Raw genomic sequence first — 26,435 nt, 5'->3', positions numbered from 1 at the left:
CCTGGCCAGATCCTGATTGAAGTCCTCCCGTAAAAAGCTGTCCTCCGGCTCCCACTGGTGGAGCCCGTAATGGGGTGTATACTGTGCCATTCGGCATCCCTCCTTCACCCCTGCCCGGTCCGGGCGGGAAAGAAGGACGTTTTCATACATTTTTTTCCAAAAACTGCGCTACAGCCCTGCCCACCCGTCAAAAAACGTCGTATCCCGGAAGGATACGACGTTTTTTCTGTTTACTCCACCGGGACCAGCGCTCCGGTGACGCCGTCCACATCGTAGGCTCCGGTATCGGTCTCGACGCGCCAGACCGGCGTGAGCTGCCCGGGCCGGGACGCGCCGGAAACGACATATCCGGCCCGCATCCCATCGATGCTGCTGCACACATAGTTTCCCTCGTTGAGTCCGGCCAAAAAGCGCACCAGCACGGTCGCCGTGGTGAGCGGGGCCCCGGTATCCGCCGGGAGCGCGCTCCCGGCCAGGCGCCGCCCCCGCAGCAGGACCAGGCTGCCGTCCCGCCAGGTCAGCTCCACCTGGCAGGAAAAAACCGGCACGTCCTCCCAAAGCTGGCGATAGGTCCACACGCTCTCCTGCTCCCGGGTTTCCCGGGAAACCAACTCCGCCTCCATCCCCAGCAGCGCCAGGCAGTCCCTCCCGGCCCGCTCCAGCTCGTCCGGATCGGCCTGGTACACGCCCGCGTCCAGGGCAACGGAAAACTCTCCGCTCATGAAAAACTCGGCGCTGCCGTTTGCTCCGGCATACAGGGTGCGCATCGTGGTGCTCTCCGCCTGCTCCGTCACGCGGCCCAGCAAGGCTTCCGCCGCGGCCTGTTCTCCCGAACGGTCCTGCGTAAAGTTCAGACCCGCCAGCTCCATATCCCTGGGGACCCGCTCCAGGTGAAAGGCAATGCCGCTGTTGGCCAGGGCGGACACCGCTCCGGCGCTGGCCTCCTCCTGAAACCGGGCGGTCTTATGCTGCTGCAGAAGCACCAGGGCCAGCAGGAAGGCGTTCACGCACACCAGGATCAGGAGCACAATATTTTTAATTTTAGACCATTCCATACGTCACGCCCCGGCGATCCAGCCGGCCTCCACGGTGTCCCCTCCGCCGTCCGCGTAGCAGAGGACCAGCTCCCGCCTGCCGCTCCCCAGCGCCGCCAGGGCCGCGGCAGCCTGCCGCTCCCGGAGCACCAGGGTGTGCTCTCCAGTCTCCTCGTAGCTGCGGAAGTGAAGGGTATAGTCGGTGATCTTCCCGCTGCGGATCAGGAAGCGGGCGCACCAGCCCTTCTCATACAGCTGCACGGCGGCGCCGTCCAGGCTGTAGCCGAAACGCACCTCCACGCCCGCCTGCGTCTCATCCATCCCCATCAGGTACAGCCGGGCGGAGCCGCACAGGCTCCCCAGGGTGGCGTCCGCCAGCCGCCAGGCCGCCTCGATGACGTCGGTGTTCCCGGCAGAGCCGTCCCCCACCGCATAGCGGGAGGCGGCCGGCTCGGAAGCGTGATAGATCACGTCTCCGTTCTCCATGATCTGGAGGGTCTCCCGGTCCTCCCGCACCATGATACCGCCCCCCTGGATCGGATAAGAGGAGTTGCTGCGGAAGGAAAGGGCGCTCCGGATCGCGGTAAGGGTGCTCTCATCGCCGGCCGACAGCGGAGAAGCGCTGCGGTAGCTGCGTGGATTGGGCGCGGAAGAGAAAATCAGCACATATGGGTCCAGCGCCCCATAGCCCGCGTCCGCGCTGAACTCGAACGCAAAGGTGGCGCTGTTTCCGCCGTAGCCCGTCAACACGTCCTCCATGCGCTGCGCGTAATCCACGCTCGTCTCACAGGCATAATACAGGCCGTCTGTTTCATTATGATAGTAAAGGGCGGCGTTGGCGCCGGCGGTACTGGCCACCAGCAGGCGGCGGGCCGTCCCGGTCAGCTCGGGATTGGCCGCGTCTCCGCCCATCCAGGCGTACAGGGCGTCCAGCGGCACCTGTCCCAGCAGGTCGAAGTACACCCCGCTGCGCTGGAGGGCAAGCCGCCACTCCTCCTCCGTGATGGGACGCGGCGTCTTGGCGCTGGCCAGCGCTTCCCCCAGCAACCCGCCCACGGAAGTATAGATCCCATCCACCTGACCCTGGTCATACTGGACGGCAAACCGCTCCGTGCCGCTGTGGATGGCAATGCGCACCGGCTGGGCCGCCATGCCGGGCTGCCCGTTCTCCGGAGTGGCTGCCGGCGGCTGCGCTTCTCCGCGCAGCAGGGAGAGCAGCGTCCCCACCCAGCCGCTGGGCCCCGTGTCGGCCAGGCCGCTGTAGACCAGCGCCCGCGCCGCCAGGTACACGGCCGATACCGCCAGCAGCACGATAAGCAGCGTCTTGCAGCTCTCCAGTACCCGGCGCCGGCGCCGGCGCACCCGCTTAAGCATGTCCATGGCGCGGTCCCTCCACCAGCAGCGTCAGCCGGACGGTCAGGCCGGGCCCCGGACGCTCTACCAGCTCCAGCGTGCCCTCATGCCGGTCCACGATCTCCTTGGCAATGGACAGTCCCAGGCCCGTGCCGCCGGACTCCCGGGAACGCGCCTTGTCCACCCGGTAGAAGCGCTCGAAAATGCGCCCGCGGTCTTCCTTTGGAATCCCGATGCCGTTGTCGGCCACTTCCATCCAGACCCGCGCGCCCAGCCGTCCGGCGGATATGCGGATCCTGCCGCCGTCCGGCGTGTACTTGATGGCGTTGGACACCACGTTCATCATCACCTGGAGGATACGCTCCCGGTCTCCGCTCACCTGGGGCAGACCGTTCTCCAGCTCCAGCTCCACCTTGTGACCGTGGCGCTGGGCCTCCATCAGGATGGCGTTGTACACATCCCGCACCGCCCGCTCAAAATCAAAGGGGGCCAGCTTGAGCTCGGTCCGGCCGGAATCAAAGCGGGAAAGCGTCAGCAGATCCTGGACGATATGGGTCATGCGGTCGGACTCATTGAGAATGACCCCCAGGAAGTTCTTTTCGGTATCCGGCGGCAGCGCGCCCGCGTTGTCGGCCAGGGTCTCAGCGTAAGAGCGGATATTGGTCAGCGGGGTACGCAGCTCGTGTGAGACGTTGGCCACAAACTCCCGGCGCATCTCCTCCGTCTTGCGCTGCTCCGTCACGTCGTGGATGACCACCAGCACGCCGCCCAGCCGCTCCGGGTCAAAGGGCGCCAGCAGCAGCTCCAGGCTGCGGCCGTCCACATCCATGGCCCCGTCCAGATAGCCGGGCTGCTCCACCGCCAGCACCCCCCGGAGCGGCGCGATGGGGGCGAAGAGGGTATCATAGTTCTCCTCCCCGCCGATGGGGATGGCCCGGCCCAGCAGCCGTTCGGCGGCAGGATTGGACTGGATGACCGCCCCCTCCCAGGAAAAGGCCACCACGCCGTCGGTCATATGCAGGAACAGCGTGCCCAGCTTATTGCGCTCGTTCTCCACTTCTTCCAGCGTCTGCTTGAGCTGACGGGCCATGTCGTTGAAGGTCCTGGTCAGCACGCCGATCTCATCCCGGGAGGCCACCTCGATTTTATGGGAAAAGTCTCCGTCCGCCACCCGCTCGGCGCCTTCGGTCAGCCGCTCGATGGGGGTGATCAGCGTCTTGGACAGCAGGAACGAGAGCAGCACGGAGATCACCAGCCCGAAGACCAGCGCCTCCACGATCAGGGTAATCAGCTCGCTGTTCAGGGCCTGCACGGTCGTGCGGTCATCCCGCACATAGATGATATAGCCGGCCCCCCCGCGTTCCAGCGGCACCGCCACGTCCATATAGGCGGCGGCCGGATCGTTGTCGTCCCCGATCTCTCCATTGAGCGCGCGGCTCAGGTTGCGGGAGAGCTCCGGTGTGCGGACATTTTCCGGCTGGTCCGAGCCCGCCAGATAGCGGGCGTCGCTGCCGTCCAGCACATAGCATTTGCGGCTGCGGTTGTCGATCCCCAGGGTGCTGTTGGTGCTCAGGATCCGGGCGATGCTGGCCGCCCCGTCCTCCTCCCCGTCGGCGGGGGTGGTCAGGTCGGACCAGAAACCGGCGTCCCCAAAGGCTTCCGCCATCTGCGTGTGGAAGTCCTGGGTATAATAATTGACCACCGAATTGATCAGAAAGGCGCCCACGACCGTCATCAGCGCGACGATCAGCAGCGTCATGATGAGCATCAATTTCATATGCAGGCTGCGGAACATGGGACACCTCCTTTCCGGATGGAAATCAGGGGAGCGCTGCCGTTATGCGCTGCTGCCTGCGCAGGCAAACGGAACGCCGCCCGGCGCAAAGGCATGAGCTCATGCGTTGAAAAAATACCCCATTCCCCGCCGTGTGACGATGAACTGCGGCGAGGCCGGGTCGTCCCTCCCCCACGCGGCAGGCCGCGTGGGGACCCCGTTTTTTCATCTGCCCGGGCGAAGTGAATTCGCCCGGCAGCGAGGTTTTGCGATGCAAAACGCTCGCCCCGCGCCAAAAGGCGCGCCCCGCCCTGCGGGGCCCCGAGGCCGCCCGGCGCAAAGGCATGAGCTTATGCGTTGAAAAAATACCCCATTCCCCGCCGTGTGACGATGAACTGCGGCGAGGCCGGGTCGTCCTCAATCTTCTCACGCAGCCGCCGTACGGCCACGTCCACGGCACGCACGTCACCCACATAGCCCTCGTAATTCCAGACGTGCTCCATGAGGGCTTCCCGTGAAAAGACCTTTCCCCGCTGGCTTCCCAAAAATTTGAGCAGCTCGTATTCCCGCTGGGTCAGTTCCAGCGCCCTGCCGTCCTTATAGGCCACCATCAGCTCGGTGTCGATGGAGATCCGCCCCAGTTCGACGCGCTGTCCGGCCGCCTGGGCGGCGGGCCCGGCGGCCACCATTTCGCTGCGGCGGATGTTGGCCTTCACCCGTGCCAGCAGCTCCCGCATGGAAAAGGGCTTTGTGATGTAATCGTCCGCCCCCAGCTCCAGGCCCAGGACCTTATCGGTCTCCTCCTCCCGGGCGGTCAGCATGATGACGGGGGTGCTCCGTCCCTGGGCGCGCAGGCTGCGGCATACGTCGAACCCATTGCGCTTCGGCAGCATCAGGTCCAGCAGGATCAGATCCGGGTCCTGCTCCAGCGCCAGCTGCAATCCGGCGTCCCCGTCGTAAGCCTCCAGCGTCTGATATCCCTCCCGCCCCAGATTGAAGCTGAGGATATCCACAATATTCTTTTCATCCTCCACGATCAGGATGCGCTTGGCCATCGGTCTCGTCCCCTTTCCGGCTTACCGCCCCAGATAAGCTTTGGCCTTCAGCACCAGAGCCACGGTCTTGGCGTCGCAGATCACCCCGGATACCACCTGTTCCACCAGTTGGTCAAAGGGGATGCGCTCACACTCCAAAAACTCGTCGTCGTCCGGATGGCATACCCCCGGCTCCAGATCCCGGGCCAGATACATATGCAGTACCTCGGTGGAAAAGCCGGGGGAGGTATAGAGATACCCCAGATAAATCAGCTCTCCGGCCCGGACGCCCACCTCTTCCTCCAATTCCCGCAGGGCGGCGGGACGGTGGTCCTCGCCCCGCTCCAGCTTTCCGGCGGGCAGCTCGGTGACGACCTGCCGGAAGGGATAGCGAAACTGCCGCACGATGCTCACGGTGCCGTCCCGGTAAAGCGGAAGGATGGCCACGCCGCCGGGGTGCTCCACCACCTCGCGGCTCACCACCTGGCCGTTGATCAGCTGGGCCTTGTCTCTGCGCAGGGTCACGATCGCGCCCTCAAACAACACGTGGCGCTCCACGGTTTTTTCCATCAATTCCATATTGCACGACCTCTATTCCAAATTGAATTCAGTATACCATATTTATCGGGCTTTCGCCACCCTGACCTTTTCCAATCCGCCCAATCATTACAGCTACCCAAACCGTTTTTCAGCTTTTATAATAAAGTCTGCCGACCGATTGCGCTTTGTCCCCTGAGGCTGCACATCATTCGAGCGAACCCGACTGCTTGTAAGGAGGCGCGCCATGACCATCCAACCCATCGGAAATGCCAGCGTGGCACTGTACATCACTCCGGCCGACCTGAAGGAGCACGGCCTGACCCCGGCCGGCCTGACCTTGGAGCGGGCCCTGGAGCTGACCCGGGACGCGTTTCACGAGGCGGGCATCACGCTGGATGGTTCCATTGAGATCGAGGCCTATCCCAACGCCTGCGGCGTGCTGGTCTTTGCCCGCGTGCAGGCCCCGGAGCATCTTTGGTTTTCCTTCGACAGTCTGGACCCGCTGCTCTCCGCCGCCCGCGCGCTGCCGGTTCCCCGGCCGGACGCGCAGCTTTTGTGGTGGGAGGGGCGCTACTGGCTCTCACTGCCCGCCGGCGCGGATCAGGCTGCGGCACAGCTTTCGGAATTCGGCCGCTCGGAGGATGGCCGCCCTCACCTGGAGGCCCGCCTTGCCGAGCACGGCCGTCCCGTCCTTTCCGGGGACGCGCTCGGCGCTCTGCTCACCTATTTCCCCGTCTAGCATATTGACAAGTATGTTATAATAATAATCTAAGCGCATGCCTGGGGGAGGTGGTTCCGTGGAGAGCAGGGGCGTCAAGGTGATCGCCAAGAACAGCAAGGCCTACCACGATTATTTTATCGAGGATCAATACGAGGCAGGCATCGAGTTGGCGGGCACCGAGGTCAAGTCGATCCGTCAGGGCCATGTGAACCTGAAAGATTCCTTCTGCATCGCCAAGGACGGTCAGATGCACGTGCATGGGATGCACATCAGCCCCTATGAAAAGGGAAATATTTTTAACAAGGACCCCCTGCGTCCCCGCCGTCTGCTGATGCACAAGCGGGAGATCCTGCGGCTGTATGCCAGGGTGAAGCAGGACGGCTACGCGCTGGTGCCCCTAAGCATCTACTTCCGTGGCTCCCGCGTCAAGCTGGAGGTAGGCCTTGCCAAGGGCAAGAAGCTTTATGACAAGCGGGACGCCGCCGCCGCCAAGGATGCCCGGCGGGAAATGGACCGCGCCATGAAGGACCGCCGCCGCGGCGGATAACAAAGGATAAAAGGAGTGGCTGAAATGGCTCAGAACCCCATCGTTACCTTTGAGATGGATGACGGCGGCAAAATGGTCGCCGAACTCTACCCGGAGGTGGCCCCCAATACGGTCAACAACTTCATCAGCCTGGTAAAGTCCGGTTTTTACAACGGGCTCATCTTTCACCGGGTCATTCCCGGCTTTATGATCCAGGGCGGCTGCCCCCAGGGCACCGGTACCGGCGGCCCCGGCTACAGCATTAAGGGCGAGTTTTCCGCCAACGGCGTACCGAACGACCTGAAGCACAGCCGCGGGGTACTGTCCATGGCGCGTGCCATGCATCCCGATTCCGCCGGAAGCCAGTTTTTTATTATGGTGGAACCTGCGCCCCACCTGGATGGTCAGTATGCCGCCTTCGGCAAGGTGATCGAGGGCCTGGATGTGGCTGACGCCATCGTCTCTGCCGACCGCAACCGGATGGATAAGCCGTATCAGGACCAGCGCATGAAGACGGTGACCGTAGAGACCCATGGCGTGGATTATCCCGCGCCGGAACAGTGCTGATTAAAGCGCAGCGAAAATAACAGGTATTACCGTTCTCCCCACTTCCAGCCGAAGCCCCGCAAAGCGGGTCCGGCTGGAAGCGGCGGAGCAAGGGAATCAAGCCAGGGGCGCCCCTACCGGGGCGTCCCGAACGAAATAAACTTTGCGACAACATGGGGGCGTACTGGTTTCGACGGGGACGCAGAGGCGGGAATAGCGGGCGGATGCGCCTAACATCCTTAAAATGGGCAACTTATAAATTAAAGAACAACGATAACGTTGAGCTTGTCGCGGCTTAAGCCGTGACCGTTCCGCCCGGAAGGACCACGAGCCGGGACGGGGCGTCGTTTAGTGGTGCACGTGTGTGCGCAAAGCTTTGAGCGCACCATGAACAATGAAGCTACCAAGCCCCTGAGTGTGTCGGCCCACGCTTGGGTAAGGGAATGTAAATGACCGACTGCGCCCGGAGAAGTTCCCGTTGAAACGTTTTCGGACGGGGGTTCGACTCCCCCCGCCTCCACCAAAATGCACCAAGGCGAACCCTGTAAGGGGTTCGCCTTTGGTGTATCATACATCAGAATGGCTGTCCTGTACGTGATACAGGACAGCCATTTTGTCTTCCCGATATGGAGCCTTCAAAAGTTTTTGCACGGGCAGGGGGCTTTTTAAAGTTCCCCTTTGTTACGCCGCATCTTCCCCTCGTCCATGCCCGGGCAGGCTCACTTTCGCTTTCGTCTCCTCCTGCGCCCAAAGGCGGCGGCGCGGCAACCTGGAGACGCGGACTTTGTATATCGCCATACGCGTGTCAGCGCTTGAAACAGGGACGCCGCCAAGGTCGTGAACCCTTGGCGGCGTCCCCATTTCACAGGATTCCGGCCGAAGCGAGAGTCTTGTACCAAAATGCCCTGTGCTGTCATTGCCTCCTATTGCATCTGACCGGTCAAAGCCAGGGCTCCCATTCCGGATCAGATATCGTCCTCAATCAGACCGTAGCCGCCGTCGTTGCGGCGGTAGACTACCGAGAAGGCGCCGTCGGCCTCAGCGTTCTTGAACGCAAAGAAGGTATGATCGACCAGGTTCATCTGGAGCACCGCTTCTTCCGCAGACATGAGCTTGATGGGGAAACGCTTGGTGCGTACGATCTGGAACTCATCCTCTTCCGCTTCCGGCGCGAAGGATGAGACCTCATCCACATCCACACAGCGCTCAAACGCGTTCTCCCGCAGGCGTTTTTCCAGGCGCGCCTTGTTTTTGCGCAGCTGGCGCTCCACGGAAGCCACGGCGGCGTCGACGGTAGCGAACATATCGGAGGTGCTCTCAGCCACGCGGATAATGGTGCCGCCGGAACGGACGGTCAATTCCACATTGTTCCGGTCCTTTTCCACACTGAAGACCACGGCGGCCTCCGCATCCGCCTTAAAATAACGGTCTAATTTGCCCACCTTTTTCTCGGCATAGGCATGCACCTTATTCGGCAGGTTGACCTTTTTGTCTGTGAACACGAACTTCATAGCTTTCAGCTCCTTCCGCCCTCCTGGGGAGGGCTGTCGTCGTTCCGCAGGCCGGAGGCCCGGCCTCCGTACTTTGATTATACCACAGAGCTTGTAAAAAGTCACAGACTATTTCGAAAAAGGCATTGCATTTTTGGGCTTTAGCACCTGTGCCCGCCGCAGTCGTGCCCGTGTGCGCCGCAGTTGTGCCCTTCGCCGTGATTGTGGTGGTGCGCACAGACGGTATTGGGATCGTACTGCAGGCTGCCTGCGAGCAGAGCGGCCACCTGGGCGTCCGCGTCTCCGGACACGCCGGGATAGAGCTGGATCCCCGCCTGGGCCAAGGCATTGCGGGCGCCGCCGCCGATACCGCCGCAGATCAGCACCTCCGCGCCGCACTCCCGCAAGAAGCCCGCCAAGGCCCCGTGTCCGCTGCCGTTGGTATCCACCACCCAGCTGGAGACAAGCTCGCCGTTCTCCACCTCGTAAAGCTTGAATTGCTGCGTATGGCCAAAGTGCTGAAAGACCTGTCCGTTTTCGTAAGTAACCGCAATTTTCATCATCATTTCCCTCCATTTTTGTGTTGACTGCATCCGCCGCACCCGCAGCGGCGCCCGCATCCCCGCCGGACGCAGTCCCGTCCGGCACAGCCTGCCGCGTGGGGGCACAGGGCGTAGTCGCCGCCGGCAATCACCAGCCTCCGCCCCTCCACCAGCGCCCGGGCCAGCTTGGTGCGTGCCGCGTCATACACCGCCTGCGCTGTGGAACGTGCCACTTCCATCTGTGCGGCGCATTCCGCCTGGGTGCATCCCAGCAGGTCGATCAGGCGGATGGCCTCGTATTCCTCCAGGGCCAGCTCCACCACGCCTGCCGTCTCCCCCTCCAGCGGGCCGAAGCTGCTGCTGCGGGGCAGGGCGCAGATACGTCTGCATTTTTTGGGCCTCGGCATGTGCTTCCCTCCGTTTCCGGTGTATGCCATTTATTATACTCTGTTTCCGGCATATGTCAATAACAAAAATCCTTATTCTTCTTTTGCCCGTTTCTCCGTTAAGGCCGGCCTTACGTGCCTATGAAACAAGCCAACAAATTCGTTAAGCAAAAAAGCGTTTTAAAACTGTTTAGTTTCCATTTTTGCCATTCATTTGCCGCTTTTTTGTATCTTTTTGGCTCGTACGATTCTTCTGATTTCGTTTAGTCTGCCTATTGCGCCGGGGGCGGTTGTGTATTATACTCTCACACGGTCATAAAGGAGGTATGAATTATGGTCCTTACATTGAAGATCGATTCCATGTCCGAGCTTGCGGAGTTGCAGCGGCTGGCCGCTCAGGCGGATAAGCCTGTCTATATTGCCAACGCGGATGAGAAGATCCGTGTGGACGCCCGGTCCTTTCTGGGTCTGTTCGCGCTGGATTATTCCAAGCCGGTAAAGGTTATCACGGATTCTCTCTACGCTGTGCGCATGCTGGAGATCCGTCAGCGCCGCCTGGACGCCGCAGCTGTCGCCGCGCGCTGAGCGCCCAAAGAAAACCGGGCGCGCATCCAACGGCGGTGTTTCGTAAAACGGAAAACCTCCTGTCCAATCATCGGACAGGAGGTTTTCTTATGCCGCTTCCCGACAAGCCGGAATCTGCAGGGAGGTGGTTTTGGAGCTTTTATTATTCTAAGGCATTACCGCATGATTCAACGCGTGCGAATTGGCCGCCAAGACGCGCGTGGGGAATTGTGCAGTGATGCCCTAAGGATGATTCCGTCCGTCGAACTCCCTGGGGCTCACATACCTATGCGGACTGGTGGCGTAGCCGCCTTCGTATTTGACCGTCATATACAGTTCTTCCTCATCGTCTACACTTTCGAGCTTTACATAGCAGACGTCGTTTTCAAACTTATCCGTGATGTCAAGCTTCTGGCCACCCCAGTACACCCAAACGGTCCCATTCTCCGCGTATTCCACATTGGGCGCCGTAATCTGCGCCATAAGGTCTTCTTCTGTCAAAGGGATTTCGGTCCCGTCGGGTGCGAAGGCAACTCCTCCGCCGCCCTGATACTGCACATCACCCTCGCCGCCGGTATGCTCCATGACGTAGTTTCCGTTTCCGTCAAACTCGACCGTTGCCATCGTCTGGTCTCCGTTGAACCAGATCTGCACGGTGCGCTGAATCCCGCCCACATCTGCAGCATATGCGGCCGTGGCGCTTCCTACCAGCATTACGCAGGCAGCAGCAACTGCAGCTATCATTTTGAATTTATGATGTTTCGCTGTTCGTTCCATGATTTCAACCTCCAAAGAAAAACCATCAGAGGTATGAATTGCAGAAAATGCTTGCTTGTATTTTTCCTTATTCGTCATCTTCCCATACCTCCTTTAATGTGCTGCGAAGGGACATTCTTCCGCGTGACAACCTGACCTTCACATTGCCCGGCGTAATTTTCAAAATGTCTGCGATTTCATTTACAGAATAATCTTCGTAGTAAAACAGGTGAACCACAATACGATACTTTTCCGGAAGCCTCATCACCGCCTCAAACAATTCAGACGACTCCTCCGACTCGAAGGGCAAGGTCTCCATGTAGTCCTCCAGCGGGAGAGCGTTTCGCCTGAAACAGGTATGGTTTTTATTCTTCGCCTTGTTGATTGCCACTCTGATCAGCCACGCGCGTATATGCTGCTCTGTTTCAAACTCTTTTTTCTGCGACCAGTACTGAACGAAGGTGTCCTGAACAACATCTTCGGCATCCTGCGCATTTTTACATACGTTAAATGCCGCTGCATAGAGACTGTTCCGATATTCTTCGATCAGCATCTCGACGGGTGGTTTCATAAGCACGTTCCTTAGTCCTTTTGAAAAGCTTTTCACCAATAATACAAATGAGGCCGATAAAAGGTTACAAAGCATCGCTGAAATTTTTCGAATTTCCGGGACGGCCAAAGGTCGCGGCTTCTCAACGTAAGGGCGCGCCAGCACACCGCCGCGCAGCGCAGAGCAAAAAATCAGGGGCAGTCCCAACGACTACCCCTGAAACTGTTTTACGAACACTCAGCGAAATGGATGCGCGCCCCGCTGCGGCTGAACAAGCGGCAAGGCCGCATTCGGGAAGGCTGCGGACGCGAACGGCGCAAGTCTGTTTCAGCGGCAGGGCCTAATCCCGAACCCGGAGACCGTCGATAAACACCGCGCGGATCTGGCTGCGCCAATCAAAGGGATGGGCGTTGGTAACGACGATATCCGCATCCTTGCCCGGGCTGAGGGTGCCCACGCGCCGGCCGACCCCCGCGATCTCAGCGGCGTTGCGGGTAATGGCGGCCAGGGCCTGCTCCTCGTCCATGCCATAGCGCACCGCCATGGCAGCGCACAGGGGCAGGTGCTGGATGGGCGTCTCCGGATGGTCGGTGCAGATGGCCACCTTGACACCAGCCCGGCTCAGGCGGGCGGGATTCTCCAGCGTCTGACCCGCCAGCTCCGGCTTGCTGCGGTCGGTCAGGCAGGGGCCGGTGATGACCGGAACGCCTTCCCGGGCCAACAGATCGGCCACCAGATGGCCCTCGGTCCCGTGGACGATAACATAGCTCAGCCCAAATTCCCGGCTCAGCCGTACCGCCGTGGCGATATCGTCGGCCCGGTGCGCGTGGAAGTGGGCGGGCAGATCCCCGCTCGCCACGGCGGACAGCGCCTCCAGCTTGGCGTCAAAGTCGGGCATGTCCTCATCCTGATCTTCCTGGGCCTTATCCTGCTTATCCCGGTATTCCAGCGCCCTGGAGAGCTGTTCCCGGATCAGGGCGGCGGTGGCCATGCGGGTGATGGGCGTCTCCTTGCGTTCGTTATAAACGGCCTTCGGATTTTCCCCCAGGGCAAATTTCATGCACGCCGGCGCCTTGAGTACCATCTCATCCACCCAGCGGCCGGTGGTCTTGAGGACGGCGGACTGCCCGGCAATGGGGTTTGCGCTGCCGGGACCGGTAAGCACGCAGGTGACGCCGCCCAGCCGCGCCTCCTGAAAGCAGCGGTCCTGCGGGTTGATGGCATCCAGGGCACGCAGCTGAGGCGTACAGGGGTCGGTGGCCTCATTTCCGTCGTCGGCCTCGAAGCCCAGGGCGTTTCCAAACAGTCCCAGGTGACAGTGGGCATCCACAAAGCCGGGAAGGATGTGTCCGCCCTGTGCGTCCAGCACCTCGCCGAAGGCCCCGGCGGGCAGGGCTTCCATGGACCCCACCGCCGTGATCTTTCCCTCCTCAAACGCGACAAATCCGCAGGGAATCACCGGGCCATCCATCGGATGGACCACCCCGTTCTGAATCAGCATCAGGCATCCGCGTCCTTTCGACAAAAGTTCTCATTGACATAATTGGTAAAATAAGGTATTCTATGCTTGCAGCTCAGCCAATATGCAGGTTCCATTTTTTCGCGTTCATTCCATTCTCCCGCGCATGATCTGATTTGGGCGTCCCCGTTCGGGGGCGCTCTTTTTTTCGTCAGTCCTCCAGGGTGTACTGGTCCACCAGCGTCACGTCGGCGGTATGCCAGCCGTTTTCCCGGCAGTAGCGCAGCGAGAGCACTTCTCCTACCTGCATCCCGTTTTTCAGTGCCTGCAATTCGTCCATCGTCCGAATGGAGACGCCGTTGGCCTCCACGATCACGTCCCCGGCGCGCAGTCCCTGCCGCCAGGCGTCGGAACCCGCCTGAACGCTTTTGATGCATACGCCCTGCGGCAGGCCCTTGGCCTCGGCCATGGCCTGCGTAAGGGTGTACGCGGTGATGCCGATGGTGGGCCGCCCGGTCACCACGCCTGTTTCGATCAGAGTATCCACCACCGCTTTGACGGTGGCCGTAGGGATGGCGAAGCCCAATCCCTCCACCGTATCATAGTAGGACTGCATTTTCAGATTGGTGATGCCGATCACCTGGCCGTATTCATTGATGAGGGCGCCTCCGGAGTTGCCTGAGTTCAAGGCGGCGGTGGTCTGGATCAGCGACATGGTCCGCCCGTCCACATTCACGTCCCGATTGAGCGCGGAGATGATGCCGTCCGTCATGGTGCCCCGCAGGTCCTCGCCCAGCGGATTGCCGATGGCCAGCGCCACATCCCCCACCCGGAGCAGGCCGGAATCTCCAAAGTCGGCGGGGGAGAGCCCCGTGCATTCGACCTTCAGCACGGCCAGATCGGTCTGCTCATCCCGGCCGACCAGCAGCGCCGGATAAACGCGCTCGTCCCAAAGAACCACATCCACCGCGCTGCATCCCTCGATGACGTGGGAATTGGTGATGATGTATCCGTTCTCCGACATGATCACGCCGGTGCCCAGGCTCATGCTGCTCCCCTTGGTCCCCCGCACGCTGACGATGCAGGAGAGGTTGGCCTGATAGATCTCCTGAAAGCGCAAAGGTTCCCCCTCCGGCAGTGGGAACAGCTCCAGCGTGGTCCCGTCGCCCAAAGGGGCCCGCTCCACGGTGGTGGGCTGCTCCGAGGCAGCGGGAGCAAAGGGCTGCCGTATATCCCCATCCTGCCCGGCGGGCAGCTCCAGCTCCGCCGCCGGCAGCAGGCGGAGCAGCACGGCCACGCCCACCAGCAGGGCAATGGCAATCAGAAAGCACACCACAGCCGTTCGGCCGCCCCGCCGGCGGGGCGGCCACGCCGCAGTCTGATCGTAATAATTGCGCATAAAGCCTCCTCAGGCCAGCGTCAGCGTAAAGACAAACTCGGTCACACCATTTTCACTGCTCACCGTAATGTTTTCTTTGTGGCTGTTCAGGATGGTCTTGACGATATACAACCCCAGGCCCACGCCCTCCCGGTCCACGCTGCGGGATTTGTCGCTTTTGTGGAAGCGGTCGAAGATGAGCGGCAGCTCCTCCGGCGGGATGGTCTGACCGGTATTTCGTACCGATACATAGGCCTTTCCGCCCTTGGTCGTGATGCTCAGGCCCAGGGTGGAGCCCTCGGCGGAGAATTTGATGGCGTTGTCCAGCAGATTATAACACACCTGGGTGATGGAATCCGGGTCGCCCCAGACCAGAACGGCCCCCTCGGGGATCTGGGTATCCACATCCAGATGGCGGGCGTTGATCTTGGTCTCCAGGCTCACCAGCACCCGCAGCAGCACCTCGGACACATCGAACTGCTCCTGGGCGGTGATGTTCTCCGCCGACTGCAGCCGCGACAGGTCCAGCATCCGCCGCACCAGGCGGGAGAGCCGCCGCGTCTCGGAGGAAATGGTCTGCAGGGCCGCCTTTTCATGGTTGGGCGTGATGGTGCCGTCCAGAATGCCGTCGGAGAATCCGGCGATGGTGGTCATGGGCGTCTTGAGCTCGTGGGAGATATTGGCCACGAATTCGCTGCGCCGGGCCTCGCTCTTGGCGATGGAGTCGGCCATGGCGTTGAAGGCCTCGGCCAGCTCGCCCACCTCGTCCCGCCGGTTTTCATAGCCGTTCACCCGGGCGCCGAATTCCCCATGCCCGAATTTCCGCGCCATATCAGCGATCTCCTTCAGCGGCTTGGTCTGCCGCAGGGAGGTCACCGAGCTGGTGATGAAGGCGATGCACAGCACCACCACGGCGGTAAAAAAGAAGATGGAGGCGAACGCCCGCCACATCTCCGTAATGCTGGAGGTATCCGCGGCCATGTAGACCACGGCGATGGTCTTCAGCCCGGTCTGACCGGTGGTCAGATCCAGAGCGTTGACCTGTACGGGGGTCCCCGCCACATAGCGCTTTTCCGGGAACAGTCCGCCCAGGGTGGTGATTTCGGTGAAGCGCCCGTCCTTTTGTACCTGCGCCACCACGCTTTGGGGCAGGGTATAGCCGGTAGAGCCGGTCTGAAGGGTATTCCCGTCGGCGGAGAGGATCACCTGTCCGTCTGCGGCGGTCACCAGGACATAGGCGTCTGAGATGCGGGCGATGGAGGAGACGTAGACCTGATAGCCGTCGTCCCGCACATTAAAGCCGCTGGAGTACATGGCGGAGGTAAACGCCGCGATATAGTCGGCGTTGCGCTCCATGGAATCCCGCTTTTCCTGGACGGTATAGCGGTAGGACAGGGTGATGAAGGCGGCCCCCAGCAGGGCGAAGGAGACCAGGATCATCCCCGCCATCATCACGAACTGCCGCTTGTACAGGCTTTTCATCCAGCCCCGACCTCGAACTTATAGCCCACGCCCCACACGGTCTTCAGGCACCATTGCTCCGAGACGCCCTCCAGCTTCTCCCGCAGGCGCTTGATGTGCACGTCGACCGTGCGGGAATCCCCGAAGTAATCGAAGCCCCATACCTCGTCCAGCAGCTGGTTGCGGGTAAACACCCGGTTGGGCGAGGCGGCCAGGTGGTACAGAAGCTCCAGCTCCTTGGGGGGCGTGTCCACCCGCTTGCCGTCCACCAGCAGCTCGTAAGAATCCAGGTTGATGACCAGCTTGTCGAAGGTAAGCTTCTTCTCCCCGCTGTCCTCCTCGCCGCCGAAGCGGCGGAGCACCGCATGGATCCGGGCCAGGACCTCCTTCATCTCAAAGGGCTTGACGATATAATCGTCGGCGCCCCCCTCCAGGCCGGCCACCTTGTCCTGGGTCTCTCCCTTGGCCGTGAGCATGATGACGGGGGTCTTATCGCTCTCGCGGATCTTTTTCAGCACGGACCAGCCGTCCATGATCGGCAGCATGATGTCCAGCAGCACCAGGTCCGGATGGAAGGAGCGGAACAGCTCCACGCCCTTTCCGCCGTCCCCGGCTACCGCCGTGTCAAATCCTTCTTTCTCCAGATATAGGTGGAGCAGTTCGGCAATGTTGGTTTCGTCTTCCACGATGAGGACCTTTTTAGCCATAGCGCACCGTCCTTTTTTGTTGCGGTCTACTGGTTTGGATACGACAAACGCACAGCGGTCCGTGCGCATCGTTCATGCCCGCCGGCCGGCATCCCGGCCGTTTGCTGCCATTATACCTGCCGCGGGCGGCGGTTGGGTGAATTTTTTGTTAAGAGAATGCCGCAGCATCGGGCAAAGGGGTTTTGCCTGCCCTGTCCGCCTCCCGCAGGGCTAATGCCCGCTTACGTAAGAGCGGTCGAGCTGAAGCACCACAAAATAATGGTCGTCCAGCGTCTTTACCGCCTTTTCGATCCGTGCGGCCACCTCTCCGTCGCTGAGCGGGCACTTATGGGGGACCACCACGTCGAAGATCAGGTTGGTATGGAGGGGGCCGCGGGTCATGCGGAAATCGTGGATCGTCATGGCCGGATCGATGACCTGTACCAGCGCGGCCACCTGAGCGCGCACCCGGTTGACCTGCTCGTCGTTGGTGGCGATGGGATCCATATGCACCGAGGTCTCGATCCCGAACCGGTCCTTCAGCTCCCGTTCGATGTGGTCGATCACATCATGGGCCTCCATGATATCGGAATCGATGGGCACCTCCGCATGGAAGGACATCATGCTCCGGCCGGGGCCGTAGTCGTGGATGATCAGATCGTGCATTCCCGTCACCTGCGGATGGGAGAGCACTGTGGTCTGGATATTCCGCACCAGTTCCGGGTCCGGATTCTGGCCCAGCAGGGGATTGATGGTATCCTTGGCGGCCCCCCAGCCCGCCCGCAGGATGAATACCGCCACCAGGGCGCCCACCCAGCCGTCGATCGCCAGGCCGGTCATCCGTCCCACCAGGGTTCCGGCCAACACGGCGGAAGTGGCCGCCACGTCGGAAAGCGAGTCGGCCGCGGTGGCGGCCATGGCGGCCGAGCCGATGCGGCGGCCCAGCCGGCGGTTGAACAGGCACATCCATAGCTTCACCAGGATGGAAATGGCCAGAATGATCACAGAGACCACGGAGAACGAGACCGGCTCCGGGTGGAGGATCTTCTCAATAGAGCTCTTGCCCAGCTCCAGGCCCACCAGCAGGATGACCAGCGAAACCAGCAGCCCCGTCAGGTATTCCAGCCGCCCATGGCCGAAGGGGTGGCCGTCGTCTGCCTTTTGGCCCGCCAGCTTGAAGCCCACCAGCGTCACCACGGACGAACCGGCATCGGATAAATTGTTGAACGCGTCGGCCGTGATGGAAATCGAAGCCGAGAGCACCCCGGCACAGAGCTTGCCCGCCGAAAGCAGCAGATTGAGCAGGATGCCCACAACGCCGGACAGGACGCCGTAGCGCTCCCGCACCGCCGGGTCGTGGACCTGCTCGCTGTCCCGGATGAAAGTTTTGATCAAAAAGTCGGTCATGCCAGCACTCCCAAGCCCAAATTCGCACCAGGATTTACCCTTTATTATCCCACGTCCTCCGGCCAGCGTCAAGCCCCGCCCCAAGCCATTTCAGGCACGGGCAGAGAAAAGCATGCGCGGGACCAAACGTCCCGCGCATGCCTGAGACCATCGAAACCACTGCGGAGCGTTCGCCCCCTCTTCCGTCCGGGCGCGCCGCGGCGGGAGAGAGTGGAACGCCGTTTCGCGCCACCGGTGCAAAACGCGGCGGGACTTCTCCAGCAAACGCTGGTATGCGCGCCTATTCCACGTCCTCCGGCAAAAAGGCCTGGTAGGGCAGCACACCGGACAGTTCCACCAATACCGGGGAAAAACCGCCGGTGGGGTCGCAGCCCATTTGGGGCGTTTTGAGCATCTGATTCCGCTCCGGCGGGCATACCGGCAGGGAGACCACCGAGCGCAGGCCGCGCCCCTCCCGCTGTTCCAAAACCAGCGCGCCGCCGTGGAGGGATGCGACACGCCGGGCGATGCTCAGCCCGAGCCCCAGGCCGTCCGGCCTGCGGAGCAGGCTTTCTGCGCCGCGCTCTTCCGCGCACGGCGGCAGCCCGGGACCGTTGTCCCACACGGTGAGCACCGCCGCCGACCGGGCATCGGCCAGCCGCAGTCCGGCCTGCCCGCCGCTCCCCGCCGCCCCCAGGGCATTTGCGATCAGGTTGAGCAGCATCCGCCGCAGCAGGGCGGCGTCCCCCACCGTCAGCAGACAGGCGCGCTCCTCCTCGTAGGAGAACTGCACCCCGGCCAGCGCGGCCAGCGGGGTCACCTGCCGCTCCAGCTCCCGGCACAGGCCCGCCAGATCCAGCGGCGCCCGGCGCAGGGCCGGTTCCCCTTCCGGCAGCTGGGCATACTCCGCATTGTTCAGGGTACGGGTCATACGGTATACGCTTTGGTTCAGAATGGCAAGATACTGCCGGTGGCGTTCCTCGCCGGACTCCTGCACAACCGGAGTTAAAAGCTGCGCCGCCGCAGTTAAATTGTTCAGCTGTTCCCGGAGCTGCTCCACCAGAAGCGGCCCCCATTCCTCCAATAACGGCTCCAACGCCGAGCCCTCCTCTCGTATGGACGGTCGAGCACTGATAGCATGTGCAAAAGCGGATCAAAACTGCGATACGAGGTCAGTATACCAAATATTGGTCTGCCGCACAAGAAAAAGATCGAAAAATGTCGAAACTGCAACGTTTACCGATAACCGGCTCGCAAATTCATTCAAATTTCCCATTAACTTTTCGGTTTTTCCTCTTTTCAAGCGCAGAGGATTAGTCTATAATGAAGGCGCGCTGAAAAAAACAGACTTAAGAAATCATTTAGAACGAAGGAGAGATTCATTATGAGCATCAAAGTTGGCATTAATGGCTTTGGCCGGATCGGTCGTCTGGTGTTCCGCGCCGGCATCAGCCGCCCTGACATTGAGTTTGTCGGCATCAACGACCCTTTCATGACGCCGGACTATATGGCCTACATGCTCCGTTACGATACCATGCACGGTCAGTTCCAGGGCGAGATCAGCTATACCGACCACTCCATCATCGTCAACGGCAAAGAGGTTTCCTTCTTCGCTGAGATGGACCCCAAGAACATTCCCTGGGGCAAGGTGGGCGCCGAGTATGTGGTGGAGTCCACCGGTCAGTTCCTGACCAAGGAGAAGGCCCAGGCTCACATTGACGCCGGCGCCAAGAAGGTCGTCATGTCCGCCCCCTCCAAGGACGACACCCCCATGTTCGTGATGGGCGTGAACAACACTGCCTATGATCCCAGCATGAATTTTGTCTCCAACGCCTCCTGCACCACCAACTGCCTGGCCCCCATCGCCAAGGTCCTCAACGACAATTGGGGCATTACCGAGGGCCTGATGACCACCGTCCACTCCACCACCGCCACCCAGAAGACCGTGGACGGCCCTTCCAAGAAAGACTGGCGCGGCGGCCGCGCGGCTTCCGGCAACATCATCCCCTCCTCCACCGGCGCCGCCAAGGCCGTGGGCAAGGTCATCCCCTCCCTCAACGGGAAGCTGACCGGCATGTCCATGCGCGTGCCCACTCTCGACGTGTCTGTGGTGGACCTGACCGTCAACCTGGCCAAGCCCGCGAAGTACGATGAGATCTGCGCCGCCATGAAGGCCGCCTCCGAGGGCGAGCTGAAGGGCATCCTGGGCTATACCGAGGACGCCGTGGTCTCCTCCGACTTCCTGGGCGATCCCCGCACCTCCATTTTCGATGCCGGCGCCGGCATCGCCCTGACCGACACCTTCGTGAAGGTCGTGTCCTGGTATGACAACGAAATGGGCTACTCCAACAAGGTACTGGACCTGATCCAGTATATGTACGGTGTGGACCACAAGTAATCCATTCTAAAGCAGGGAGAAAGCGGAAGTCGCATGCGGCTTCCGCTTTCTCCGTTTTTTCGAAAAACCAAAAAGAAGCAGGGATAGGATTCCCTGTCCCAGGCCGCCGTTCTGTCTTGACGGATAAAATGGTCGCATCCTATTGACAAACGTCCCCGCTGCGTATATACTGTACATGCTGAATATATACAGTAAAACAACAAGAAGGTGCATCATGGACATCATCATCCGCAATTCCGGCGGCATACCCATCTATGACCAGATTACCCGGCAGGTGAAGGGCCTCATTCTGCGGGGCGAGCTGCGGGAGGGCGAGGCCCTGCCCTCCATGCGGCTGCTGGCCAAGGAGCTGCGTATTTCCGTGATCACCACCAAGCGCGCCTATGAAGAACTGGAACGGGACGGCTTTCTGACCACGATTCCGGGAAAAGGGTGCTTTGTTGCCCCCCGCAACCTGGAGCTGGTGCGGGAGGATACCCTGCGCCGGGTGGAAGAACATCTCTCCCGGGCAGTGGACGCAGCCAAGACCGGCGGCGTCACTCTGGGCGAAATGACCGAGACCCTCAACCTTTTATATGGAGACGAGTCATGATGAACTACGCATTGGAGATCGAACATCTGAGCAAACAGTACGGTTCCTTCCGCCTGGACGACGTATCCCTGGCCGTTCCCGGCGGTACCATCATGGGCCTGATCGGCGAGAACGGCGCCGGTAAATCCACCACGATCAAATGTATTCTGAACCTGATCCGCCGGGACAGCGGGACCATCCGGGTGCTGGGCATGGACAATCTCAGAGAGGAGCGCGCCGTCAAGGAGCAGATCGGGGTCGTGCTGGACGAGTGCACCTTCCATGAGACCCTCCGCGCCTGCGAGGTGGGGAAAATCCTGTCCAGGATCTACCGGCGCTGGGACAGCGCGTGCTTCGAGGATTATCTGCGCAAATTCGGCCTGCCCCGGGATAAGACCATCAAGGAATACTCCAAGGGGATGAAAATGAAGCTCTCCATCGCTTCGGCGCTGTCCGCCCGGCCCCGGCTGCTGATCCTGGATGAGGCCACCGGCGGGCTCGACCCGGTGGTGCGGGACGAGATCCTGGATGAGTTTCTGGCGTTCATCCAGGAGGAAACGCATGCCATCCTCATCTCCAGCCATATTACCAGCGATCTGGAAAAGGTGGCCGACTACGTGACCTACCTGCACAAGGGCAAGGTCGCCGTGCAGGGCGCCAAGGATGAACTGCTGGACACCTACGGGCGGCTGGTCTGCGCCCGGAGCGACCTGGCTGCGGTGGACCCGGCCCTGCTGGCCGGCAAACGGGTGAGCCAGTTTGGCTGCGAAGCGCTGATCAAAGACCGGCGCGCGTTCTGCCGCCGTTATCCGCAGCTCACAGTGGACCCTGTGACTCTGGAGGAGATCATGCTCTTCACCGTAAAGGGGGATGCGTCATGCGCGGACTGATCTGCAAGGACTTTTTTGTCATGAAAAAGCAGTTGGGCTACTATCTGGCCTTCTTTGTGGTCTACGGCGTACTGGCCGTGACCGGTGTGTTCCCCGCTTCCATTCTCTCCGCTTTGGTGGCGGTCATCGCCATGATGGTTCCCATGAGCTCCATTGCCTATGACGACCAGGCCCACTGGGGGCGGTACGCCGCCGCCACCCCCGCCGGTCGGAGCGGCGTGGTGGCGGCCAAATACCTCTTTACGCTGCTGGTCCTGGCAGCCTGCGCCGTCCTGGTAGCCGTTCTGGCCGCGATCCTGTCGCTGACCGGGCTGCTCACAGAGCCGCTTGCCGACCTGCTGGCAGCCGTGGGGGCCTGTATGGGCGTGGCCATGGTCATGGACGCCATCCTCCTGCCGCTGCTGTTCCGGTTCGGCGCGGAAAAGAGCCGTACCATCAGCATGATCTTCTTCATCGTCATTTTCGGGGGCTGCATGCTGCTGGGCAAGCTGGCCCAGCAGCAGGGCGGCCTGCCCCGGCCGCCCGCCTGGCTGGCAAACGCCCTGCCCGCCCTGCTGGCGATCCTGGCCGTGGGCACTTTCGTGCTCTCCTACTGGATCGCCCAGGGGATCTACGAAAAAAAGGAGCTGTGAGGGAGCGGATATGTACGCGCTGATCTATAAAGACTTTCTCCTGTTGAAAAAGCAGCTGCTGTACGTTCTGGTGCTCGCCGTCTTCTATACGGTCATCGCAGTCAGCGGCTTCCTGAGCGCCTCCATCCTGCCCGGCATGGTGGTTCTTTTTGCCACCATGCTCCCCATCACCTCGTTTTCCTATGATGAGCAGGCCCGCTGGGGCCAATACGCCGCCGCCACCCCGGCGGGGCGGCGGGGCGTGGTGGCCGCCAAGTACCTCTTTTCTCTCCTGCTTCTGCTGCTGGGCTTGCTGCTGGTGTCGGCTCTCATCACCCTGCTGGTGGGCCTGGGGCTGCTGAGAGAGCCCCTCCCCACCGCCCTGTATGCCGTCCTATGCTGCGGCAGCGTGGCACTGGGCATCGATGCGGTGCTTCTTCCGGTCCTGCTGAAGCATGGAGCTGAAAAGGGGCGTTTCGCCATCATGGCGGTATGCATTGCCGTGGTCGGCGGCGGGATGCTTTTGTGGCAGCTCCACCGCGGCGGGCTCCGTCTCCCGCAGGCGCCCGCCCGGGCGGCTGTGGCGCTTCTTGCGCTCCTGGCTGCGGCCGCCTTTGCCGTGTCTTACGGGATCGCCCGGCACATCTATGAGCGAAAGGAGCTGTAAGCGCATGCTGCATACGCATCGCTGTCCCAAGTGCGGCGCCGGCGACATCCTGCGCATCCCGGACACGCCGGGGCGCTATGCCTCCGGCAATAACATCTACACTTCCAGCGTGACTCTGCTGGGAAAGATCCCGGTCATCCGCCACGTCTGCCTGAACTGCGGTTACACGGAGCACTGGGTGGAAGAACCGGCCCAGCTGGACCGGCTGCGCCGCGCCTTCGGATAAACGACCCGCTCTCCGCACAGGCGGAGAGCGGGTCGTTTTGTATGTATGCTCAGAAGTTGCAGCGGACGATGCACTTCAGGGTCTGCCCGTCCACCTTGCAGGTGATGGTCGTGGTGCCCCGGCCCACGGGCCGGACCACGCCGTCGGCGGAGATGGTGGCCACTGAAGTATCCCCGATGCTCCAGCTGGGCGCGGAGGAGGTGCCGTTTACCTTCATATACACGGCAGGCTCGCTCTTGCTGGAGAAGGTAAAATCCGTCTTGTTCAGGGAGAGGGCGGTACTGGTCCCGCCGGCGGAGGACGCGGCGCCGCTGGTGACGGAGTTGTAGACCTTGCAAGTCTGGGTGATGCCCCCCGCCATGGCGGCGGTAATGGTTGCGGTCCCCGTCTTGGTCCCATGGCTCACCTTGCCGTTTTCATCCACTGAAGCGATCTCCGGGTCGCTGCTGGTCCATGTGATCGTACCGGTGGACCCGGCCGGGAGGAAGGTCACCGTCAGGGTAATGGGATCCGGCCAGGTATCGCTGAGCGTAAACTCAGACTTGCTCAGGGTAAACCCGGTGGCGGTCTGATCGTCGGGGATTACAGGTTCCGCGGAGGCCTCCGGCGGCGTGGTATCCTCCGGCGTACCGGTCTCGCCGGGCGCCGGGGAATCCAGCTGCTGGGTGTTCTGAGCCGGAGAATCCTCCGGCAGGGTGGTCTGTCCCCGGTCCACCAGCGGCTTGATGATGGAGATGACGATCATGACCGCGGCCACGATCAGAGCCAGCGAGAGCACCGTCAGGATGATCCGTCCGACGGAAGGGCCGCCGCCGTAACCGCCGCCCCGGGTATTGCCCGCCAGCCGCCGGCCGCCCCGCGGACGGCCTTCCTCCTCATATTCCATCTCGTCGCAGAACGGGCAGCTTTTATAGGAAGCGGCATAATCCTCGCCGCACCTGTCACAGTGAATCATTTCCTGCCGGGTACCGGCAGTACGCTTCGATGCCATATGGAATTCCTCCTTCAGACATACTTTGCTATCATTCTACACGCTCGGAACACAGCCGTCAACGCCGGGGCGCAAAATGTAAAGGTTTTTTAACATTTATGTCAACCGCTTCCCGTCTGGTGTTCCACAGATGGACCGGCGGTTCTTTCCGGAGCACCGGCAGACGTAAGCACTTCTTGCGCAGGGCCTGTCTTTGGGATATAATAGCAAAGAAACGAGGTGCATGAACTTGAAGGGATCCCTGAGCGCCGCCGAGGTGCATAAGCAATACAGCGACGGGGTGACCGCCTTCCGGCGGCAGATCACCGATGCCACCCTGCGCATAAAGTTCACCCAGGAGGTGGACATCTTCTTTCGTGCCTGTACGCTTGGCGTCTGGGGACGGGACGGCGCGTCCATCACACCGCGCCATGTGGAGTACTATAACGCCATCTATACCAAGGGAAACCCGGTGCCCGCCATCCTGTTCTGGGAGCTTTCCACCGCGGTGAGCGAGTACCCCGGCTTTCAGCCGCCTCCCTTTTTTGCCCGCATGCGGGCCAGCGACAAAGTCTCCGGTACCCATCTGGCCCGGCGGTTCATCGACCTGATGACGCTGATGCAGCTGCTTTTCGCCGCTGTGGACGATGTGGTCAGCGAGGAGGAGGCGGGATTCGTCAACGCCTGCGCCGACAGCCTCTCTGCCCTGTGCGACCGGGATGGGCTCAAGGGCGGAAAAGCCCCGCTGGACGCCAAGGATTTCATTTCCAAACGTCCTGAGGCGGATGGGCCCGGGGATGAGGCGGCCCCCGCCGCCGCCGTAGCCGGCGGCGGAGAGGCGGCGCCTCAGACCGAGGCGGAGCAGGCGCCCGCTCCCAGCCTGGAAGAGCTGATGGCCGAGCTGGACGGGCTGTGCGGTCTGGACAAGGTCAAGGCCGATGTGAAAAGCCTGATCAACCTGGTCAAGGTGCGCAAGCTGCGTCAGGAACATGAGCTGCCCATTCCCCCCATGTCTCTGCACCTGGTCTTTCTGGGCAACCCCGGGACCGGCAAGACCACCGTGGCCCGCCTGCTGGCGAAGATTTACCATGCCATCGGGGTCCTCTCCAAGGGCCAGCTGGTGGAGGTGGACCGTTCCGGCCTGGTGGCCGGGTTTGTGGGACAGACGGCCATCAAGACGGGCGAGGTGATCCAAAAAGCGCTGGGCGGGGTTCTTTTCATCGACGAGGCCTATGCCCTGGCCAATCAGGATGCCCCCAACGACTTCGGGAAGGAAGCCATCGAGACGCTGCTCAAGGGCATGGAGGATCACCGCGCCGACCTGATCGTCATTGTGGCCGGGTACACCGAGCTGATGGGAACGTTCATCCACGCAAACCCCGGCCTGGAGAGCCGCTTCAACAAATATTTTTACTTTGAAGATTACAATGGCGGGCAGCTCATGGCCATTTTTCAGTCCATGTGCGCAAAAAACGGATATACGCTCAGTGATGAAGCAGAAGAATACGCCGGAACGTATTTCCGCGAGCTGTATGAGGAACGGGACGAGAACTTCGGAAACGCCCGTGATGTGCGCAATGTTTTCGAACGTGCGGTCTCCCGCCAATCCGACCGTGTGGCCGCTCTGGAGGCTCCCGGCAAGGAGGACCTGATGTCCTTGACCCTGGCCGATCTCAGAGAGGACGACGGCGCCCAAACGGAAGGGACCTGAATCGGAATGCTTCAACAGCCCCCGGCTATGCCGGGGGCTGTTCAGGCTGTTGAAAAACCCTCCTGGAGAAGAGCCTCTCAGAGTTGAGTCGTCCGCAGACGACGGAAGGAAAGGAAACTCCGTCATTTCCGGCGACATGCGCGTCGGAAATGACACCTCTCATGACGGACAGGGCGACTTTTCTGCAAGAATCGAGCCCTGTCCG

28 protein-coding genes and 1 other RNA gene are annotated in these 26,435 nt (G+C 61.4%); 12 read left to right on the top strand and 17 right to left on the bottom strand.

Annotation, left to right across the window (positions count from 1 at the left end; genetic code table 11):
* Positions 1-230: 230 nt before the first annotated feature.
* The 5 genes from NE547_RS18445 to NE547_RS16595 all read right to left on the bottom strand — a co-directional run bounded on the left by NE547_RS18445 (position 231) and on the right by NE547_RS16595 (position 5,774).
* A complete protein-coding gene (locus NE547_RS18445) occupies positions 231-1,055 on the bottom strand; it encodes a hypothetical protein (RefSeq protein ID WP_287879272.1) in 825 nt (274 codons plus the stop codon).
* A gap of 3 nt (positions 1,056-1,058) precedes the next feature.
* The gene (locus NE547_RS16610) at positions 1,059-2,414 is read right to left on the bottom strand and encodes a hypothetical protein (RefSeq protein WP_256176489.1); all 1,356 of its coding nucleotides are present in this window, start codon (positions 2,412-2,414) and stop codon (positions 1,059-1,061) included.
* Positions 2,401-4,182, bottom strand: coding sequence for an ATP-binding protein (locus NE547_RS16605; protein ID WP_186909015.1), 1,782 nt, complete (start codon positions 4,180-4,182; stop codon positions 2,401-2,403). The genes NE547_RS16610 and NE547_RS16605 overlap by 14 nt, the downstream gene beginning before the upstream one ends.
* Before the next feature lie 329 nt (positions 4,183-4,511).
* Positions 4,512-5,216: a response regulator gene (locus NE547_RS16600; RefSeq protein WP_186909014.1), complete on the bottom strand. Its 705-nt coding sequence runs from the start codon at positions 5,214-5,216 to the stop codon at positions 4,512-4,514.
* 21 nt (positions 5,217-5,237) lie between these two features.
* Entirely contained in the window at positions 5,238-5,774 is a 537-nt protein-coding gene (locus tag NE547_RS16595; protein ID WP_186909013.1) for an NUDIX hydrolase, read from the bottom strand.
* A gap of 205 nt (positions 5,775-5,979) precedes the next feature.
* Between NE547_RS16595 and NE547_RS16590 the strand changes: the two genes are divergently transcribed.
* The 4 genes from NE547_RS16590 to ssrA all read left to right on the top strand — a co-directional run bounded on the left by NE547_RS16590 (position 5,980) and on the right by ssrA (position 8,051).
* The gene (locus NE547_RS16590) at positions 5,980-6,474 is read left to right on the top strand and encodes an adaptor protein MecA (protein ID WP_186909012.1); all 495 of its coding nucleotides are present in this window, start codon (positions 5,980-5,982) and stop codon (positions 6,472-6,474) included.
* Positions 6,475-6,511: 37 nt separating this feature from the next.
* Complete coding sequence (gene smpB, locus NE547_RS16585) at positions 6,512-7,003, top strand: SsrA-binding protein SmpB (protein ID WP_186909011.1); 492 nt, start codon at positions 6,512-6,514, stop codon at positions 7,001-7,003.
* A gap of 24 nt (positions 7,004-7,027) precedes the next feature.
* Positions 7,028-7,549, top strand: a complete 522-nt coding sequence (locus NE547_RS16580; RefSeq protein WP_256176488.1) for a peptidylprolyl isomerase — start codon at positions 7,028-7,030, stop codon at positions 7,547-7,549.
* Between the two features lie 154 nt (positions 7,550-7,703).
* Positions 7,704-8,051: a transfer-messenger RNA gene (ssrA, locus tag NE547_RS16575) on the top strand.
* Positions 8,052-8,493: 442 nt separating this feature from the next.
* On the opposite strand, the gene hpf is transcribed toward ssrA, so the two are convergent.
* The 3 genes from hpf to NE547_RS16560 all read right to left on the bottom strand — a co-directional run bounded on the left by hpf (position 8,494) and on the right by NE547_RS16560 (position 9,967).
* Entirely contained in the window at positions 8,494-9,039 is a 546-nt protein-coding gene (gene hpf, locus NE547_RS16570; protein WP_186908132.1) for a ribosome hibernation-promoting factor, HPF/YfiA family, read from the bottom strand.
* Positions 9,040-9,179: 140 nt separating this feature from the next.
* The gene (locus tag NE547_RS16565; RefSeq protein WP_256176487.1) at positions 9,180-9,581 is read right to left on the bottom strand and encodes a NifB/NifX family molybdenum-iron cluster-binding protein; all 402 of its coding nucleotides are present in this window, start codon (positions 9,579-9,581) and stop codon (positions 9,180-9,182) included.
* Positions 9,581-9,967: a DUF134 domain-containing protein gene (locus tag NE547_RS16560; protein ID WP_256176486.1), complete on the bottom strand. Its 387-nt coding sequence runs from the start codon at positions 9,965-9,967 to the stop codon at positions 9,581-9,583. Before NE547_RS16560 ends, NE547_RS16565 begins: the two co-directional genes overlap by 1 nt.
* Before the next feature lie 312 nt (positions 9,968-10,279).
* Here NE547_RS16560 and NE547_RS16555 point away from each other — a divergent pair, with 312 nt between their 5' ends.
* Positions 10,280-10,531: a hypothetical protein gene (locus NE547_RS16555; RefSeq protein WP_256176485.1), complete on the top strand. Its 252-nt coding sequence runs from the start codon at positions 10,280-10,282 to the stop codon at positions 10,529-10,531.
* Between the two features lie 222 nt (positions 10,532-10,753).
* On the opposite strand, the gene NE547_RS16550 is transcribed toward NE547_RS16555, so the two are convergent.
* The 8 genes from NE547_RS16550 to NE547_RS16515 form a co-directional block, all read right to left on the bottom strand.
* Entirely contained in the window at positions 10,754-11,365 is a 612-nt protein-coding gene (locus NE547_RS16550; protein WP_256176484.1) for a hypothetical protein, read from the bottom strand.
* Positions 11,355-12,023, bottom strand: a complete 669-nt coding sequence (locus NE547_RS16545) for a sigma-70 family RNA polymerase sigma factor (protein WP_353845870.1) — start codon at positions 12,021-12,023, stop codon at positions 11,355-11,357. The genes NE547_RS16550 and NE547_RS16545 overlap by 11 nt, the downstream gene beginning before the upstream one ends.
* A gap of 133 nt (positions 12,024-12,156) precedes the next feature.
* Positions 12,157-13,317 carry an amidohydrolase gene (locus NE547_RS16540; protein ID WP_256176483.1) on the bottom strand — a complete coding sequence of 387 codons (1,161 nt, stop codon included), beginning with the start codon at positions 13,315-13,317 and terminating at the stop codon, positions 12,157-12,159.
* Between the two features lie 169 nt (positions 13,318-13,486).
* On the bottom strand, positions 13,487-14,674 hold the full coding sequence (locus NE547_RS16535) for a S1C family serine protease (protein WP_186908127.1): 1,188 nt from the start codon (positions 14,672-14,674) through the stop codon (positions 13,487-13,489).
* Between the two features lie 9 nt (positions 14,675-14,683).
* Positions 14,684-16,135 (bottom strand): cell wall metabolism sensor histidine kinase WalK, encoded by a 1,452-nt coding sequence (locus NE547_RS16530; RefSeq protein WP_256176482.1) that lies wholly within the window; start codon positions 16,133-16,135, stop codon positions 14,684-14,686.
* Positions 16,132-16,821 carry a response regulator transcription factor gene (locus NE547_RS16525; protein WP_186908125.1) on the bottom strand — a complete coding sequence of 230 codons (690 nt, stop codon included), beginning with the start codon at positions 16,819-16,821 and terminating at the stop codon, positions 16,132-16,134. Before NE547_RS16525 ends, NE547_RS16530 begins: the two co-directional genes overlap by 4 nt.
* Before the next feature lie 210 nt (positions 16,822-17,031).
* On the bottom strand, positions 17,032-18,207 hold the full coding sequence (locus NE547_RS16520) for a cation diffusion facilitator family transporter (protein WP_186908124.1): 1,176 nt from the start codon (positions 18,205-18,207) through the stop codon (positions 17,032-17,034).
* A gap of 280 nt (positions 18,208-18,487) precedes the next feature.
* Entirely contained in the window at positions 18,488-19,282 is a 795-nt protein-coding gene (locus tag NE547_RS16515) for a sensor histidine kinase KdpD (RefSeq protein WP_186908123.1), read from the bottom strand.
* A 288-nt stretch (positions 19,283-19,570) separates the two neighbouring features.
* Between NE547_RS16515 and gap the strand changes: the two genes are divergently transcribed.
* From gap to NE547_RS16485, 6 genes are all read left to right on the top strand, one after another.
* Positions 19,571-20,584, top strand: coding sequence for a type I glyceraldehyde-3-phosphate dehydrogenase (gene gap / locus NE547_RS16510; RefSeq protein WP_256176481.1), 1,014 nt, complete (start codon positions 19,571-19,573; stop codon positions 20,582-20,584).
* 214 nt (positions 20,585-20,798) lie between these two features.
* Complete coding sequence (locus NE547_RS16505; protein ID WP_186908121.1) at positions 20,799-21,176, top strand: GntR family transcriptional regulator; 378 nt, start codon at positions 20,799-20,801, stop codon at positions 21,174-21,176.
* Positions 21,176-22,045, top strand: a complete 870-nt coding sequence (locus NE547_RS16500; protein WP_186908120.1) for an ABC transporter ATP-binding protein — start codon at positions 21,176-21,178, stop codon at positions 22,043-22,045. Before NE547_RS16505 ends, NE547_RS16500 begins: the two co-directional genes overlap by 1 nt.
* Positions 22,033-22,677: an ABC-2 transporter permease gene (locus tag NE547_RS16495; RefSeq protein WP_186908119.1), complete on the top strand. Its 645-nt coding sequence runs from the start codon at positions 22,033-22,035 to the stop codon at positions 22,675-22,677. The genes NE547_RS16500 and NE547_RS16495 overlap by 13 nt, the downstream gene beginning before the upstream one ends.
* A gap of 10 nt (positions 22,678-22,687) precedes the next feature.
* Positions 22,688-23,323, top strand: coding sequence for an ABC-2 transporter permease (locus tag NE547_RS16490; protein ID WP_186908118.1), 636 nt, complete (start codon positions 22,688-22,690; stop codon positions 23,321-23,323).
* Positions 23,324-23,327: 4 nt separating this feature from the next.
* The gene (locus NE547_RS16485) at positions 23,328-23,549 is read left to right on the top strand and encodes a hypothetical protein (protein ID WP_186908117.1); all 222 of its coding nucleotides are present in this window, start codon (positions 23,328-23,330) and stop codon (positions 23,547-23,549) included.
* Between the two features lie 49 nt (positions 23,550-23,598).
* Here NE547_RS16485 and NE547_RS16480 read toward each other — a convergent pair whose 3' ends face one another.
* Positions 23,599-24,540, bottom strand: coding sequence for an Ig-like domain-containing protein (locus tag NE547_RS16480; RefSeq protein WP_186908116.1), 942 nt, complete (start codon positions 24,538-24,540; stop codon positions 23,599-23,601).
* Positions 24,541-24,763: 223 nt separating this feature from the next.
* On the opposite strand from NE547_RS16480, the gene NE547_RS16475 reads away from it, so the two are divergent.
* Entirely contained in the window at positions 24,764-26,230 is a 1,467-nt protein-coding gene (locus tag NE547_RS16475; protein ID WP_243204790.1) for an AAA family ATPase, read from the top strand.
* The last annotated feature ends 205 nt before the right edge of the window (positions 26,231-26,435 follow it).

This window comes from Flavonifractor sp. DFI.6.63 (assembly GCF_024462255.1).
In the GTDB taxonomy this organism is placed as follows: domain Bacteria; phylum Bacillota; class Clostridia; order Oscillospirales; family Oscillospiraceae; genus Lawsonibacter_A; species Lawsonibacter_A hominis.
This window is presented reverse-complemented; position numbering and strand designations above follow the sequence as displayed.